Origin of the sequence: Aeromonas sp. CA23, from assembly GCF_002587065.1 — a bacterium.
Lineage (GTDB): Bacteria > Pseudomonadota > Gammaproteobacteria > Enterobacterales > Aeromonadaceae > Aeromonas > Aeromonas bestiarum.
Genome location: NZ_CP023818.1, coordinates 565,761 through 582,015 on the forward strand (window position 1 = coordinate 565,761; position 16,255 = coordinate 582,015).

The 16,255-nt window shown below is 62.9% G+C and carries 16 protein-coding genes; 8 read left to right on the plus strand and 8 right to left on the minus strand.

Annotated elements, in window-relative coordinates; translation table 11 throughout:
- Positions 1-122: 122 nt before the first annotated feature.
- The 3 genes from CK910_RS02620 to CK910_RS02630 all read left to right on the plus strand — a co-directional run bounded on the left by CK910_RS02620 (position 123) and on the right by CK910_RS02630 (position 3,894).
- The gene (locus CK910_RS02620; protein ID WP_353852268.1) at positions 123-1,793 is read left to right on the plus strand and encodes a DUF342 domain-containing protein; all 1,671 of its coding nucleotides are present in this window, start codon (positions 123-125) and stop codon (positions 1,791-1,793) included.
- Positions 1,794-1,949: 156 nt separating this feature from the next.
- A complete protein-coding gene (gene yidA / locus CK910_RS02625) occupies positions 1,950-2,759 on the plus strand; it encodes a sugar-phosphatase (protein ID WP_098980914.1) in 810 nt (269 codons plus the stop codon).
- Between the two features lie 361 nt (positions 2,760-3,120).
- Positions 3,121-3,894, plus strand: a complete 774-nt coding sequence (locus CK910_RS02630) for a gamma-glutamyl-gamma-aminobutyrate hydrolase family protein (protein WP_098980915.1) — start codon at positions 3,121-3,123, stop codon at positions 3,892-3,894.
- Here the strand turns inward: CK910_RS02630 and CK910_RS02635 are convergent, their stop codons facing one another.
- Positions 3,895-4,308: a hypothetical protein gene (locus CK910_RS02635; protein WP_098980916.1), complete on the minus strand. Its 414-nt coding sequence runs from the start codon at positions 4,306-4,308 to the stop codon at positions 3,895-3,897.
- A 115-nt stretch (positions 4,309-4,423) separates the two neighbouring features.
- On the opposite strand from CK910_RS02635, the gene CK910_RS02640 reads away from it, so the two are divergent.
- Together CK910_RS02640 and CK910_RS02645 are read left to right on the plus strand one after the other, a co-directional pair.
- Positions 4,424-5,950, plus strand: a complete 1,527-nt coding sequence (locus tag CK910_RS02640) for a mechanosensitive ion channel family protein (protein WP_098980917.1) — start codon at positions 4,424-4,426, stop codon at positions 5,948-5,950.
- Between the two features lie 41 nt (positions 5,951-5,991).
- Complete coding sequence (locus tag CK910_RS02645) at positions 5,992-6,390, plus strand: STY0301 family protein (protein ID WP_098980918.1); 399 nt, start codon at positions 5,992-5,994, stop codon at positions 6,388-6,390.
- 28 nt (positions 6,391-6,418) lie between these two features.
- On the opposite strand, the gene CK910_RS02650 is transcribed toward CK910_RS02645, so the two are convergent.
- From CK910_RS02650 to lptM, 6 genes are all read right to left on the minus strand, one after another.
- Positions 6,419-7,129, minus strand: a complete 711-nt coding sequence (locus CK910_RS02650; protein WP_098980919.1) for an HAD-IA family hydrolase — start codon at positions 7,127-7,129, stop codon at positions 6,419-6,421.
- 34 nt (positions 7,130-7,163) lie between these two features.
- The gene (gene xerC / locus CK910_RS02655) at positions 7,164-8,120 is read right to left on the minus strand and encodes a tyrosine recombinase XerC (RefSeq protein WP_098980920.1); all 957 of its coding nucleotides are present in this window, start codon (positions 8,118-8,120) and stop codon (positions 7,164-7,166) included.
- Positions 8,113-8,793 carry a DUF484 family protein gene (locus CK910_RS02660; protein ID WP_172955216.1) on the minus strand — a complete coding sequence of 227 codons (681 nt, stop codon included), beginning with the start codon at positions 8,791-8,793 and terminating at the stop codon, positions 8,113-8,115. Before CK910_RS02660 ends, xerC begins: the two co-directional genes overlap by 8 nt.
- Positions 8,794-8,874: 81 nt before the next feature.
- Positions 8,875-9,705: a diaminopimelate epimerase gene (gene dapF / locus CK910_RS02665; protein WP_042868747.1), complete on the minus strand. Its 831-nt coding sequence runs from the start codon at positions 9,703-9,705 to the stop codon at positions 8,875-8,877.
- Positions 9,706-9,829: 124 nt separating this feature from the next.
- On the minus strand, positions 9,830-11,080 hold the full coding sequence (lysA, locus tag CK910_RS02670; RefSeq protein WP_098980921.1) for a diaminopimelate decarboxylase: 1,251 nt from the start codon (positions 11,078-11,080) through the stop codon (positions 9,830-9,832).
- Between the two features lie 19 nt (positions 11,081-11,099).
- On the minus strand, positions 11,100-11,276 hold the full coding sequence (lptM, locus tag CK910_RS23595) for an LPS translocon maturation chaperone LptM (RefSeq protein WP_017408874.1): 177 nt from the start codon (positions 11,274-11,276) through the stop codon (positions 11,100-11,102).
- A gap of 73 nt (positions 11,277-11,349) precedes the next feature.
- Between lptM and cyaY the strand changes: the two genes are divergently transcribed.
- Both cyaY and CK910_RS02680 read left to right on the plus strand, forming a co-directional pair.
- Complete coding sequence (cyaY, locus tag CK910_RS02675) at positions 11,350-11,664, plus strand: iron donor protein CyaY (protein WP_042868743.1); 315 nt, start codon at positions 11,350-11,352, stop codon at positions 11,662-11,664.
- Positions 11,661-12,314 (plus strand): alpha/beta hydrolase, encoded by a 654-nt coding sequence (locus CK910_RS02680; protein ID WP_098980922.1) that lies wholly within the window; start codon positions 11,661-11,663, stop codon positions 12,312-12,314. The genes cyaY and CK910_RS02680 overlap by 4 nt, the downstream gene beginning before the upstream one ends.
- Before the next feature lie 114 nt (positions 12,315-12,428).
- Here CK910_RS02680 and CK910_RS02685 read toward each other — a convergent pair whose 3' ends face one another.
- Positions 12,429-14,960: a class I adenylate cyclase gene (locus tag CK910_RS02685; protein WP_043134973.1), complete on the minus strand. Its 2,532-nt coding sequence runs from the start codon at positions 14,958-14,960 to the stop codon at positions 12,429-12,431.
- Between the two features lie 323 nt (positions 14,961-15,283).
- On the opposite strand from CK910_RS02685, the gene hemC reads away from it, so the two are divergent.
- Positions 15,284-16,213, plus strand: coding sequence for a hydroxymethylbilane synthase (gene hemC, locus CK910_RS02690; protein ID WP_157774588.1), 930 nt, complete (start codon positions 15,284-15,286; stop codon positions 16,211-16,213).
- The last annotated feature ends 42 nt before the right edge of the window (positions 16,214-16,255 follow it).

A 16,255-nucleotide genomic window follows, 5' to 3' on the forward strand; every position in this document is an offset into this window, starting at 1 on the left:
GGAGAAATACCCGAATACTGCAGACCGGAACCATCTTGATGACTCGCGTTTTTAACAAAAAGCCGATTAAATGGAAGTAAGAAGCGATCTCGATATGGATGCAGACGAGGGAAGGGAACCGGGTGTTAAGCAAAGAGTGGTTACTGTTATCAACCGATATGGAGTACGCCTGCCTGCGCATAGTGCCCGGGCTGACCAAACCCGTCTCGGAGAGCGATATCCAGACGCTGCTGCTGGCTTCCAACTGTCGCCGCTACCAGCCGCTGACGGAGGGGATCAAGCAGGCCATCAGTTTGCTCAATACCCTGTTGAGCAACCCGGCCGCCCCCCTGCCCGGCAATCCGGTCCCCGTCGCCCAGCGCCACGATGCCCGCGTCACCCTGGTGGTGGAGAAAGACCGGATGAGCGCCGTCGCCCAGATCACCGCCGACTGGGGTGGCAAGTATCTCACCACTGAACAGCTGGAGCAGGCGGTGCAGGCCAGCGAGATCAGCCAGGGAGTACAGGCGCCCCTCATAGCCGCCGCCATTCTGGCCGCCAAGGAGGCGACGCCGGGGGCCCTGATCAAGCTGCCGGTGGCGCTGGGCAAGGCCGCCGTCAACGGCCAGGACACCCGCTTCGAGCGGCTGGTGGAAACCCCGGCCGAGCGGATCCTCAAGCCCCAGGAGCTGGATCATGGCCGGGTCGACATGCGCGACCTCGGCACCCTGCTCACCGTCAAGGCGGGCGCCCAGCTGATGCGCCGCCACCCCGCCACCCAGGGCGTGCCCGGCTTTACCGTCACCGGCCAGGAGCTGCCCGCCAAACACGGCAAGGACAGCCCCATGGTCGCCGGCGAGGGCACCTTCGCCTCGCCGGACGATGTGGATCTGCTGCTGGCCGGCCGCCCCGGTCTGCCCCGCCAGGAGAAAAACGGCATGAAGGTGGACGACGTGCTGAGCGTCAAGCAGGTCGACATCCGCCACGGCCACGTCATCTTCGAGGGGGCCCTGATAGTGGCGGGGGATGTCACCCCCGGCATGAAGATAAAGACCAGCGGCGACGTGGTGATCGGCGGCTTCGTCGAGGGGGGCTATATAGAATCGAGCGGCACCATTACGGTGCGCAGCGGCATCATAGGCCGCAAGAGCGAGCAGAGTGACGAGTACCTCTGCCACCTCAATGCCCAGGGCGAGATCCACGCCAGCTATGCCCAGTACGCCAAGCTGGAGGCCGGCGGCGACATCCAGATCCAGAGCCAGCTCAGCCACTGTTACAGCCGCAGCGGGCAAGACATCAAGGTGGGCGACAGCGGCATGCGCAAGGGCCACCTGCTGGGGGGTATCAGCATCGCCAATCGCCTCATCATGGCTCCCATACTGGGGGCTTCGGCCTACAACCAGACCCGGTTGCAGATCCTCGGCGGCTACTTCACCCACAAGGAGCAGGAGCAGGCCCTGCGCCAGCGCAAGCAGGAGTGCCGGGATCAGCTGGACAAGCTGCAGGATCTGCTGCTCAAGCTGTTGCAGCTGCCGGGGGACAAGCGCAATCCCCAGACAGTGCAGAAGATAAAATTGATCCGCACCCAGCATATCGACGAGAGCAAGCTGCTGGATGAACAGCTGGAGGCGGCGCAGGAAGAGCTGCAAAAACTGATGACGGAGATGGACATCATAGCCACCCAGCGCGTCTTCCCCGGGGTCGAGGTAGAGATGGCCCACCACCACTACAGGGTCGACATAGAGCACGGCCCCATCCACTTCGCCATCCACGAAGATCAGTTGCAGCTGACCCCTTACGAACCCCACAAGTGACGGCCTGCGGGCCCTGCGGCTCGCTACTCCCCGGCAAGCTCCCCCCTGCTGGCGCAGCCTCTCGCCGCCAACCCGTGATCCTGGCGGCGAATTTCGCTACACTCGGCCTCCCATTGGCCCCATAGGGCGGGCCAGCCAGACTTCAGGTAGTGAGAGATGTACAAGCTGATCGCATTGGATATGGATGGCACCCTGTTGAACTCCCAGGGCCAGATTTCACCCCGCACCCACGCCGCCATTCAGGCCGCCCGCGCCAGGGGCGTGACTGTGGTGCTGGCCTCGGGCCGCCCGCTGGAGGGGATGAGCCGCTACCTGGTCGAGCTCGGCCTCACCGGTCAGGATGACTACGTCATCTGCTACAACGGCGCCCTGGTGCAACAGGTGGCCGATCAGCGCATCATCCGCAGCCAGCTGCTGACCGGCAGCGACGCCAGCGCCATCGCCAGGCTGGCAAACGAGCTGGAAGTGAACGTACACGGCTTCTCTGTCACCCGTGGCCTCATCAGCCCCAGGGTCAGTACCTATACCGAGCACGAATCCCGCCTCATCGGCATGCCCATCAATCTGATCGATTTCGCCACCCTGCCCGCCGACGAGCAGATCATGAAGGTGATGATGATCGACGAGCAGCCCCAGCTCTCCCGCGCCATCGAACGCCTGCCCGCCGAGCTTTATGAGCGCTACACAGTGGTGCGCAGCGCCCCCTACTTCCTCGAGTTCATGCACAAGCAGAGCAACAAGGGGACCGGCGTCGCCGCCCTGGCCGAGCATCTGGGGCTGGACGCCGCCCAGGTGATCGCCGTGGGGGATGCGGGCAACGATCACCACATGATCGAATACGCCGGGCTGGGAGTCGCCATGGGCAATGCCACCGACGAGATCAAGGCGCTGGCCCAGCACACCACGGCGCGCAACGATGAAGACGGGGTCGCCCAGATCATCGAACGATTCGTGCTGAACGCCTGAGTCGACAAAGGGGCCTGCGGGCCCCTTCTGCTATCCGGTTACCCCGGCCAGATGTTTAATATATCCACCACAGACCATATCCCTCATCTCACCAACACCCCCGCAGGCCCCTTCAAAAGGGACTCAAGGCAGCTCCTCGCTTAAAACAGTTAACATCTCAGCATCATTTCGTTTGACATATTGAACGGCCTTGGCAGACTGGGATCAGGATCCAGGCTGTCATTGCCCAGGCTGACCGACGATTCTGGTACTGCGGCACGACCCTGATCCCATGACCATGCCTTGAGGCATGCCCTTGCCCTTTCAGCGGCAGCAAGGGCCTTCCCAAGGCGCAGGACCGCAAAGGATAGCAAGGTGAATCATGACAGCTCGCAACCCCCACACCCCGCGTAAACCCGTCGTACTCATGACCATGGGCGCCCAGCCCCGCAATGGTCACCCCTATCAGGTGATGACCCACAAATACATAATGCCGCTGGTGGAGATCAGCGACTGCGTGCCGCTGCTGGTGCCGACCTGCTGCGGCACAGAGGATCTGGCGCAGTATCTGGATTTGGCGGATGGCGTCTATCTGAGCGGCGCCGGATCCAACATAGATCCCGCCCTCTACGGCCAGGAGAATCTGACCCCGGAGAAGCAGCAGGACAGAGACAGGGATCTGTTCGACATCCCGCTGGTGCGCGCCGCCCTCGATCGCGGCCTGCCGATCCTCGGGATCTGCCGCGGCATGCAGGAGATCAACGTGGCCCTTGGCGGCGACATTCATCAGAAGGTCTACAACGAGCCGGGTTATGACGATCACAGGGAAGATTCGGACGATCCGGTCGACGAGCAGTATGGCGAGAGTCATCAGGTCGAGCTGGTGCCCGGCAGCTGGTTTGCCGAGCTGATGGGGCAGCCGTCGATCCCGGTCAATTCGCTGCATGGGCAGGGGATCAAGACGCTGGCCAAGGGGCTTGAACCGCTGGCCCACGCCGAGGATGGACTGATCGAGGCGCTCCATGCCCCTACCCTCGCCTCCTTCCTGCTGGCGGTGCAGTGGCACCCGGAGTGGAAGGCAAGCGAGAATCCCCACTCCATCAAGATTTTCGGGGCCTTCGGCGACGCCTGCCGGGCCCGTGCCAGCAAGGGCTGACTAGTCGCCAAACCCTCGCGCCTTGAGCTTGGGCAAACCACCCCGCTCGGGGCGCAGGGTGCGGCATATCTCCATCCCCTTGAGCCCGCGCTGGATGTGATCCGGCGTGTGGCCGAACACCATGCCGTTGCTGCGATAGAGGGCATCGTCATCCAACTCGAACAGCTCACCGCCGATCAGCAGCTGCTCGCGGCCATTGACCACCTTGCCCCGCTTGAGCGGCAGCGTCATGTCGCTCAGCACCTCACCGGTGGCGCAGCCCTCGCGCCAGCGGGCCTCGTCGGAGAAGGGGGTAATGGCGATCTCGCGCCAGGAGCCATCGCGAAACTCGACTCTATACTTGTCGGCCAGCTGATCGCAGCCCGCCAGCAACCAGACCCCCGCGATACAGACCAGCTTGTTCAACTTGCGCACACTCGCCACTCCCCTGCCACATTGGCGCCCAGCATAAATAAATTGCCCTCACCCCGCACCCATTTAGCGGTTCGAAAGCAACTATGCTGGAAATAACCAATGATAAGGGGCTGTTATGTTTAGCGATCACCTCATTGCGCTACCTACCCTGCTGTGGATTGGTGAGCACCCGTTCTGGACCCTGCTGACCCTGTCTCTACTCGCTACCCATTTCTGGCGCTCCCCTGGCCGGCGGCGGGAGCTGGTCGCCGAGCTTGGCTTCGTCATGCTGAGCACCGTCACCATACTGTTGATCCAGTTCGAGGGCGGCTGGTTTCGCCTGCCCCTGCCCCACCACTGGCTGGTGGAGATCTCCAGCCTGCTGGCCGGCCTGGTGCTGGTGAAAGTCTGGGGAATACTGCTGTTCCAGTTTCTGCTGCCCCTGTGCCAGATCCGCATCCCGCGCATCATAGCCGACATCGTCATCACGGTCGGCTACATCGGCTGGTGCCTGTTCCGGCTCTACGCCTCCGGCATGGCGCTCGGCGAGATAGTCACCACCTCGGCCGTCATCACGGCCGTCATCGCCTTCTCCATGCAGGACACCCTGGGCAATCTGCTGGCCGGTGTCTCCATCCAGCTCGACAACTCCATCGCCATCGGCGACTGGCTGCAGGTGGAGACTACCCAGGGCCGGGTGGTGGAGATCAACTGGCGCGCCACCACCATAGAGACCCGCAACTGGGAAACCGTGGTGATCCCCAACAGCCACCTGCTCAAACAGCGCTTCACGGTACTGGGACGGCGGCAGAACGCCCCCCTGCAGTGGCGGCGCTGGGTCTGGTTCGACATCACCCTGGACACGCTGCCGACCCAGATCATAGCGCTGGTGGAACACTCCCTGCGGGAGACACGCCTCCGCCACGTCTCCGCCAGCCCGATGCCCGACTGCCTGCTGATGAACGTGGAGAACGGCGTCGCCCGCTACGCGGTGCGCTACTGGCTCACCGATCTGGCGGTGGACGATCCCACCGATTCTGCGGTGCGCACCCTGATCGATGCCGCCCTGCGCCGCAACGACCGCCGCCTCACGCCCCCCATCTTCAACGTCTTCATGACCACGGATCAGGATCACAAGGATCAGCGCCACAAACGGCATACCGCCGAGCGCACCGCCACCCTGCGCCGCTTGCCGCTGTTCGCCATGCTGCAGGAGGAGGAGCTGCTGCAACTGGCGGATCAGGTCAGGTTCGCCCCCTTCGTCAACGGCGATCGCATGCTCACCCAGGGCGAGATCTCGGGCTGGCTGTTCGTGCTGGTGAAAGGGGATGCGGAGATGCTGGTGGAGGTGGAAGGGCGCGAACTGCTGCTCGGCACCCTCAGCGCCGGCGACTTCTTCGGCGAGCTGAGCCTGCTCACCGGCGAGCCCAGCCCGTTCACTGTGCGGGCGCTCGGCACCGTCGAAACCTATCGCATCAATCAGGCCATGTTCCAGGAGCTGGTCATGCAGCGCGAATCGCTGGTCGAGCCGCTTTACCGGGTGCTGAGCGCCAGGCAGCAGGAGCAGCAGGCCCTGCTGGCAAGGGAGGCGGAATCCTTGAGACAGGTCACGCCGCCGCGGGATCTGCTGGATAAACTGAAGGCGCTGTTTGGCGGCCTATGACGTAGCATGGAGGCCCGAGCTTTCGACAAGAGACCGACTCCATGCTGCTGACTGCCCTGGCCCTGAGTGCCACCCTGCAATTTGACTGCCCACCCGGAATCGAGACCCGCCAGCAACTGTTGACCACACCAGAGGGCTGGCAGGGTCTGAGCCGGGATCCGGAAGGAAAACCGAGTCAGACCCTGAGCCGCCGGCTGGCAAACCTGGCGCTGTTTGATGGTGAGCCGGGTGAGCTGGTTCAGCTCAAACCGGACAATGGCGACAGCAACGAGATCCACTACTGGAGCCTGCTCGGCAGCAGCCTGCGTCCCCTCTATCTGGTCTGCCACTATCAGGATACCGCCCTCACCCTGCAGCAGCCGCTGCCCCTCGGCATCAGCTACTGCCGGGTCAATCAGGGCGACCCTTACGATCTGCACGGGCTGATCTGCCGCAAATAACGCAGTGAAGGGCGACCAGCCATCGCCGTCAGAGCAGCAAGTCGGCCAGCTCGCCGAGGGCATTGAGCTCCACATCCGGCAACAGTTGCAGCCCCTGCCAGGGCTGCTGGCGATCGTTGAGCCAGGCGGCCCGAAAACCGTGCAGGCGGGCGCCCAGCACATCCGTCTCCGGGTGGTCCCCCACATGCAGGATCTGGCCGGGAGCCAGCTTGAGGGCCCTCTGCGCCTGTACAAACATGTCCGGCGCCGGTTTCATTCTGGCGCCCGCGCCCGCCTTGCAGACCAGGGTGAAATAATCCGCCAGCCCCGCCTGTACCAGATCCAGGTTACCGTTGGTGATGACCACCAAGGGGTAGCGCCCGGCCAATCGCGCCAGCAAGTCGTGGGTCGCGGCGCTCACCGTTATCCTGGATCGCTCGGCGAGAAAGGCGGCGAATACCTGTTCGGCCTCCCGGCTGGCGGTGGTGGCCATCATGCCGCCCTGCACCATGGCCTCATGAATGGTGCGCTGACGCGCCAGGCTGACATCCTGGCGCAACTCGGGATGGGCAAGCAGCATGGCGCGCTTGAGTTCCAGCCAGCGCGGCTTGTCCAGCATGGCGGTGGCCAGGTATTCGCTGCGCAGATGGGCCAGCATCCACTGCTCGGCCCGTTCAATGGCGGGGCCGTTGTCGTAGAGGGTGTCATCGAGGTCGAACGAGATGGCGGCCACCGGCTGCCAGCGGCGATAAAAATGCATTCATGCTCCTTCACGGCGGGGTAACCAGACCCCGTTATTCATCTTCCGGGGTGGCAGGATCCCGCCTGGCCCTGGGATGGGCGTTGTCATACACCTTGGCCAGATGCTGGAAATCGAGGTGGGTATAGATCTGGGTGGTGGAGAGATCCGCGTGCCCCAGCAGCTCCTGCACCGCCCGCAGATCGCCGGACGACTCCAGCATGTGGGTAGCGAAGCTGTGGCGCAGCTTGTGGGGATGGATGTGGGCATTGAGCGCCTGCTTGTTGCCCCAGCCATCGAGCCGCTCCTGCACCGAGCGGGCCGACAGCCGCCGCTTGCGCTGCGAGACGAACAGGGCTTCGGCCTCGTCCCCCGCCAGCAGGGGGCGCACCTTGAGCCACTTCTGCAACCACTCCACCGCCATCCGCCCCATGGGCAATACCCGCTCCCGCGCGCCCTTGCCGGTCACCTTGAGCTGGCGATCATCGAGCTTGATGTCCGTCAGATTGAGCCCCACCAGCTCGGCTAGGCGCAGGCCGGAAGAGTACATCAGCTCCATGATGGCGCGATCCCGCACCGCCAGCGGATCCTGCTCGTCTGTGATGTTGAGCAGCTGGTACATCTCGTCCACATCCAGGTTCTTGGGCAGGGGTCGCCCCTGCTTGGGGGTCGCTATGCCGCGGGCCGGGTTGGCGCTGAGCCGCCCCTGGCGCACCTGCCAGTCGCAAAAACTGCGCAGGGCTGAGAGCTTGGTGGCAAGAGAGCTGGGCACCAGTCCGGCCTTGTGCATCCGGGTCACCAGGCTGCGCACCTGGCTCGCCTCGAGCCGGGTCCAGTCGCTCAGGCCAAGCCTGACCAGCTCGGCTGTCATGATCTCCAGGTGAGAACGGTAGTTGCTGCGGGTATGAGGGCTGAGCTGGCGCTCGACCCTCAGGTATTCGATGAAGGCCGCCAACTCATCGGCCAGGCTGGCCGGCAGAGGCTCGGCGGCTGGAGACTGTGCCTTAGCCACGAACCAGCTCGGGCAGGCGCAGTTGCAGCAAGCGGCCCAGCTGACCCAGCAGCAGGGTGTCGTTATGGGGACTGAAGTGGCTGGGATCCGAGCTGGCGAAGGCCAGCACGCCGAGATCGCCGAGCCGCATCAGGGCGACGGAGTTGACCAGCACATCGTGGCCAAACAGCGCCTGCTTCTCGCTCTGGTTGAGCCGGCCGAAGTAGTAATCCTGCCCCGGCAGCCGCTGGCCCAGCAGCTGATCGAGCTGCTTGCCCTCCGCCATGAAGCGCAGCTCTGGGCCGCTCAACTGGAATTTCTTTGGGCTGAGCCAGAGCCGCAGGCCAGTCAGCCGCAGTCGCTGCACGAAGGCCTTGCCCATCACGGCACTCACCTCGAACAGGGTCTGGCAGCCGTAGAGCTCGCCGTAGAGATCGGCGTAGACCCGGAAGATCCACTCGTTCTCGCTGGCGATCCCCATCAGCTCGGTGATCTCCTGCTCCAACTGCTCTATGCGCTCGCGCTGCCGGTCCATCTGGCGTTCGACCAGCGAGACCGAGCCTTTGCGCTCGTGGGGAATGCGGATCCGATCCAGCATGGCCGCGTGGCGCTGGAAAAACTCGGGATAACGGGCCAGGTACTCCAGCACTGTGGCTTCATCCACCAGTGATTCCTGCCGTTTGAGTTCGCTCATAACTTGGTTGGTCCATCCGAAAAAGGGGCACAAGGCCCCGACATTAGCGCTTGGCAGAGCGGAGTCATCTCCGCCCCATGCCTACAACTCTATCTGGCCGTCGAACACATGCTCGGCCGGGCCCGTCATATAGACAGGCTGACCCGGTCCCTTCCAGGCGATGGTCAGCTTGCCACCCGGCAGACTGACGGTGACCCGCTCCTTGAGCTTGCCCTGACTGATGCCGATCACAGCCGCCGCACAGGCGCCGGTGCCGCAGGCAAGCGTCTCGCCCACCCCGCGCTCGAACACCCGCAGCTTGATCTCGGTGGCGTTGACCATCTCCATGAAGCCGACGTTGACCCGCTCGGGGAAACGCTCGTGCCGCTCCATGATGGCGCCCAGTGTCTCGACCGGCGCCTCGGCCACCGACGGCACTTCGATGACGCAGTGAGGGTTGCCCATGGAGACGACACCACACATCACAGTATGCTCTTGCGCCCGCAACAGATAGGTTTTTTCCGCCTTCTGGGCCCGAAACGGGATCTTGCCCGGCTCAAACTGGGGGACGCCCATGTTGACCGTGACCTGATTCTCCCCTTCCAGCTGCAGGATAATGCGGCCGCGGGCCGTGCTGACCGCGATGCGATCCCGGTTGATCAGCCCCTTGAGGCGCACGAAACGGGCGAAACAGCGGGCACCGTTGCCGCACTGCTCCACCTCGCTGCCATCGGCATTGAAGATACGGTAGTGAAAGTCGAGTTCAGGGTCATAGGGCGGCTCCACCAGCAGCAGCTGGTCGAAGCCGATCCCGAAGTGGCGATCCGCCAGCTTCTTGATGACGTCATTGCTGAAAAACACCTTCTGGGTGACGCCATCCACCACCATGAAGTCATTGCCCAGCCCGTGCATCTTGGAAAAATCTATCAACATCGTGCGTTCCTGTACCCTTTAGGCAGTAAATGCTCGCGACACCAGCGATCGGTCAACTGCTCGCGCGTTCAACGCACACAGAGACGCGTCTGGACCATCCCATCGCCATGGTGCCTTCCTGTTTTCAGGGCAGTAGATGCTCACCGCGCCAGAGATCGGCCAACTGCTCGCGCTCTCTGATGAGGAAGGATTGCGTGCCATCCACCAGCACCTCGGCCGCGCGCGGACGGGTGTTGTAGTTGGATGACATGGTAAAGCCATAGGCACCGGCGGAGCGAACCGCCAGCAGGGAACCCTCGCCTATGGCCAGGGTGCGCTCCTTGCCGAGGAAGTCACCCGTCTCGCACACCGGGCCCACCACGTCGTACAGCGCCGGCTCATGGGCCGTGCGGCTGTCCACCTCTATGATGTTCATCCAGGCGCCGTAGAGGGAGGGGCGCAGCAGATCGTTCATGCCGGCATCGATCAGCGCGAAGTTGCGGGTCTCGCCAGGCTTGAGGAACTCGACACGGGTCAGCAGCACGCCGGCGTTGGCGACGATGGCACGGCCCGGCTCGAACAGCAGGGTCAGATCCCGGCCCGCCAGCTTCTGCTTGAGCGCCTCGGCATATTCGGTGGGGTGTGGTGGCTGCTCGGCGCCATAGTTGACCCCGAGCCCACCGCCCACGTCCAGGTGGTGAATGTGGATGCCTTCCGCCGCCAGCTCGTCGATCAGCCGCAGCAGCTTGTCGGCCGCCTCCATGAAGGGCGTCAACTCGGTGAGCTGGGAGCCGATATGGCAATCCACCCCCTTGATCTCTATGTTGGTCATGGCCGCCGCCTTGCGATAGATGGCGGGCGCCTGCTCGATGGGAATGCCGAATTTGTTCTGCTTGAGGCCGGTGGATATGTAGGGATGAGTCCCGGCATCGATGTCGGGGTTGACCCGCACCGAAACCCTGGCCTTCTTGCCCATGCTGCCCGCCACCCGGTTCAGACGCTCCAGCTCGGCTTCCGACTCCAGGTTGAAACAGAGGATCTCTTTATCCAGCGCCAGGCGCATCTCGGCTTCGCTCTTGGCCACGCCGGAGAAGACCACCTTGGCCGGATCGCCGCCCGCCGCCAGTACCCGCGACAGCTCGCCGCCGGAGACTATGTCAAACCCCGAGCCCAGGCGGGCCAGCAGGTTGAGCAGCGCCAGGTTGGAGTTGGCCTTGACCGCATAGCAGATCAGATGGGGAATATCGCCTGCGGCCTGATCGAAGGCATGCCAGTGGCGTTCAAGGGTAGCGCGGGAGTAAACGTACAGCGGAGTGCCGTACTGCTCGGCAAGGTATTGCAGCGAGGTGTGTTCGGCCTGAAGCTGGCCGTCGGCGTCGTAGTTAAAGTGATCCAAGGGGCGGTTCCTTCCTGAATTATTGCGGCGCGGCCTCTGGGGCGGCTTCGGCGGTCGCAGGCGTCTGTGCTTGCGGTGTACTCTGGGTCTGGGGCTGCTCGGGGGGCGGCATGTAAAGCGGCCCCGTCAGGCCACACGCGGCCAAACCAAGAGACAGAAGAGTGGCAAGCAGACACTTGGTAAGCTGGGTAATCATAATGGTTCGCTGCGAAAAAATTTTTGGCCCTCTATAATCGCACTCACATTGTTAAAAGCAACAGGATAAACCGATGAAGGATCACGAGTATCACGCCCTGACCGACGCCTTTTTCCAATATGTGGAAGACACTGTCGACGCAGGATATCCGGATATTGATTGTGAACGCGCCGGCGGGGTCTTGACCCTGTCGTTCGAGAACAAGACCAAGGTCATCATCAACAAGCAGGAACCCCTGCACCAGATCTGGGTCGCCACCCGCGAGAACGGTTTCCACTTCGAGCTGCAAGGGGAAACCTGGATCGACAACCGCTTCGGCCATGAGCTCAAGGCCCTGCTGACCAAGGCCTGCACCACCCAGGCGGGTGAGGCTGTGGTATTCCCATGATCGACCTACATCCGCAGGACGCCCGCCACGCCGTGATCTGGCTGCACGGGCTGGGGGATTCCGGCGCGGGTCTGGCACCGCTGGTGGATGCGCTGGACTTGCCTGCCGACCTGCCGGTGCGCCATCTGCTGCCCGATGCCCCCGAGCGCGCCATCACCATCAACATGGGCTACAAGATGCGCGGCTGGTACGACATCAAGAGCTTCGACGACCCGGCGGACCGCGCCGTGGAGTCCCATGTGCGTGAATCGGCCGATCGCATCGCCGCCCTGCTGGATAAGCTGGTGGCCGAAGGCTTTGCTCCCGAGCGCATCCTGCTGGCCGGCTTTTCCCAGGGTGGCGTCATCGCCTCCTTCACCGCCCTGCGCCATCCGGCACGGCTGGCCGGGCTGCTCTGCATGTCCACCTATCTGGCGGCGCCCGACGCCCTGCTGGCGGAGATGAGCGAGGCCGCCCGCAGCCTGCCCATCTGCTACATGCACGGCATCTATGACGACGTGGTGAGCCTCTCCATGGGCTGGGACGCCAAGAACCGGCTGGAAGCGGCAGGGCTGACGCTCGAGTGGCACGAGTACCCCATGCGCCACGAGATCTGTCGCCCCCAGCTTGACGACATCCGCAGCTGGCTGCTGGCCTGCCTCGCGGACTGAGCCAGCACCGGATAGCCAAACGGCCTGCATCTGCAGGCCGTTTTTATTTGGCAGGTTCGAGGAGCCGCGTCAGCAAGAGGGCCTCGTCAGCCACCCCATGCCCGACCCCTGGTGCTACCCCGTCGCCGAACCCAGTTCACGGGCCTGGCCTGCGCCATCACGCAACGGCCCCTGGCTGCGGTAGGGGATCACCTCCAGCTCGCCGTTGACCTGTACTATCTCGTAGTACTGGGGCAGGTTGAAGTTGCTGAACTGGCCCGCATCGCTGAAACGCTCGTGGCTGGAGGTGTAGAAACGGTTCACCCCCTGCACCAGCTCATCCTTGTTGCCGGCGAAATGCTGGTAGATCTCCACCCGGTTAGCCTCATCCAGGATATAGATGTTGGTCCCCGCATCCCGGGTATCGAAGAAGAACTGCACCAGCCCTTCGCTGGCGTAGGAGTCGACGATACCGGGCAGGTGCTGGCTGTGGGTCTTGTCGAGCCGCAGCGGCAGGTGATCCAGCTTGTTGTGGGAGATGTGACGGTAGAAGTCGATGGCGTTTTCCAGCTTCTTGACCGACACCCCGCGCCGCTCGAAGAAAATGCCGTACTTCTCCTTGCCGAGGGCGAGCGTCTTGACCAGCTGCTGCTTGTCACGGGCGAGGCGCAGTTCGATGCACTCGGCCACCAGCTGCTGGAAACGGGTCCGCACCAGGGAGCGGAAATGCTGGCTGTAGCAGAACACCTCTATCATCTCGGGGGCGGCGGCATCCTGGTGCATCTTGCCGAGTATGGTGGTGAGGGCATCGACTACCGCTTCGTCCCCCTGGAAGTGCAGGGTGCGGATCTCGCTCCAGGAGTTGCGATAGACCAGATCCACCGACCCCACCAGACACTCCAGATTGCGGCCGAACGAGAAGACGTCGGCGGCATTGGCGTCAAATTCGATCACCTGACCCACCCAGTGGCTGGTCGGATCCGTCTCCAGGTTGAGGAAGATGGAGAGCTGACGGATCTCGCACGGACGGCTGAGGGCCAGGTTGGTGGCGCGGGGATACTTGACCGGGAAGGTGCCGGACAGGTCACGACAGAACTGGTGCAGGTTGTCGATGTGCAGATCCGAGCCCTGATTGAACAGGTGCACCCGGGACTGGGGCGTCAGCAGGCCGTTGAAGTAGGCCCAGGAGACCAGCTTGCTGATGTAACCGTTATATTCGAGCGGTGCCCGGCCTATGATGTCCGCCGGCTCCAGCGAATGTTTGTAGAGATACCAGCCGGCGCGATTCAGCCGGCCGTGGGGCACCTGCACCAGGCTGAGATCCGGTTCGCTCAGATCCGGCGCTATGGTCAGGTTGATGCGCTGTACCTTGCCCGGCAGGCTCTCGAACGCGGCATAGAGCTTGCGCGACAGTATGCCGATGTCTTCCGGGTTGATGGACTCGCTGATGTTGTTGCGCCGGGCGAACTGAATGAGGTTGCGATAGCTCTGCATCAGGGCTTCCAGCAGCTCGGCGTGAGCCACCTTGACGTCTTCGACCTTCCACTCCTGGCGGTGATCCAGATGATGCAGCCGCTCCGGGCTCCAGCCCCAGTAGGCCACCAGCTGGGTCATCTGCTCGCGGCGCCAGGCCGGGGAGTGATCCTCCTTCGGATGGCTGAGGCCGTCACACACTTTCAGATAGAAGCAGCGCCGCACCAGATCCAGCCGTTGCATGTCGCCGATGGACTTGAGGTAGTTGGTCACCTTGTCCAGCATCAGGCAGTAGTTGTCGAGCCGGTAGTGCATGCCCTCGTTGTGCTGGAACCAGTCGCGGCTGGTGACAGACAGCAGGCGGGTGTTGGGATACTCGTGGGAGTAAGCCTCCATCAGCACCGACTTGAGCACGGCTTTGTAAGGGGAGTCGATGCCCTTATAGAGCTGCCACAAGGCGGAGCCGAAGTACTCCTCGGCGGGAATGCGGTCGAAGCCGCCGAGATCGAGCCAGTCGTCCTGGCTCAGCTTGCCGTGGGCAAACAGGCCGTTCACGTACTCGTCGTAGCGATCGTCATACTCGGCAGGCACCAGATACCAGAGCAGGCGCTTGCCGGCGATCAGCATGGCGCTGCGGTAGAACTCGTCGAGCAGCAGCAGGTGCTGGGCGCTGCCGCAGCTCTCCCCCTGCATCTGGGCATCGTTGCGCTGGCGGAACTTGTCCTCGGGGATCAGGAAGAAGTTGAGATCCACCCCGCGCTGCTCGGCCCACTTGGAGAGTTGCTGGCACTTGAGATCCAGCAGCTCGAGCCGCTCCTGCGACAAACCGGCCACGTGGCAGACCCAGATATCGAGATCCGAGTGGCAGCACTGGCCGATGGACGAGGTGCTGCCCATGGAGTAGAGCCCCTGGATCGACTTGTCGTGGGTGGTGAGGCCGTTCTGGCAGTTGGCGTTCTGGCACAGATCCTGGATGAAGGCCTGCTGGGCCTCGTTGGCGGTAAAACTCCAGATGCCGTGGGGCACATCACCTGCCACATAACCGGGCAACAGGGGATGATTGAAGTGCAGCATGACGGGCAGCAGCTGGAAGACCTGCTGCCCATAGCGACTCATGAGACCTAACGCCCGTTGCGTCTTGAGACGATTGAGTTCGTCGTAGCGCGCCACCAGCGTATCGAGTTTTACCAGCAATGCCCTGCCTATACCGAGGTGAGAAATGACGCACCAAAACGGGGAGACGTCAAAAAAGTGTGATCATGTTAACAATGCAAACAGCGGTGGTAAACAAGCCCGCACTGAATCACCGGATTATTTATGACTGGCAGCTGAACAGTATCAATGGAAAGCAATAAAAATTAGTAGATTCAATGAATTAATAAATTAATTCAACTTAATGAAAATCATTTTCAGCCCCCCTTTTTGAGCTTGGCCCCGCTTTTGCTGGCTGCGCCATGAAAGCCCCTGCAAAGGGTGGTAAGATCGTTTTCCTTCTAAAGATGAAACAACTGATTGATATGGCAGCCCGAACCCTGAAAATTGCCACTCGCAAGAGCCCATTGGCCCTGTGGCAGGCCAACTTCGTCAAAGACCGGCTGGAAGCCCTGTACCCAGAGTTGCAGGTCGAGCTGGTACCCATGAGCACTCAGGGTGACAAGATCCTGGATACCCCTCTCGCCAAGGTGGGCGGCAAGGGGTTGTTCGTCAAGGAGCTGGAGACCGCCATGCTGGAGGGACGCGCCGACATCGCCGTTCACTCCATGAAGGATGTGCCGGTGGAGTTCCCCGAGGGACTGGGTCTGCACACCATCTGCGAGCGCGAAGATCCGCGCGATGCCTTCGTGTCCAACCGTTTCAGCCAGATAGAGGCGCTGCCGCAAGGTGCCGTGGTCGGCACCTCCAGCCTGCGCCGTCAATGCCAGCTGCGCGCCGCCCGCCCGGATCTGGTGATCCGCGACCTGCGCGGCAACGTCAATACCCGTCTCGCCAAGCTGGATGCCGGTGAATATGACGCCATCATACTCGCCGCCGCCGGCCTGAAACGGCTGGAGATGGCACATCGCATCACCGCCTTCATCGAACCGGAACATAGCCTGCCCGCCAACGGTCAGGGGGCAGTCGGCATCGAGTGCCGGCTCGACGATGAGGAGCTGCACGCCCTGCTGGCCCCGCTCGAACACGCAGAGACCCGGATCCGGGTGCTGACCGAACGCGCCATGAACCGCGCCCTGCAAGGGGGCTGTCAGGTGCCCATCGGTGCCTATGCCCTGGTGCAGGGGGAGGAAGTCTGGTTGCGCGGCCTGGTGGGCAGCCCGGATGGCCGTCAGGTGGTCCGCGACGAGATCCGCGGTCCGCTGGCCGATGGCGAGGCGCTGGGCCACACCCTGGCCCAGCGCCTGCTGGCGGCGGGCGCCGACGTCATTCTGGCCGAGGTCTACCGGGCATGAGTGCGGGTCGGGCCGGATCATGGCCACAACCGCCGAGCGCTG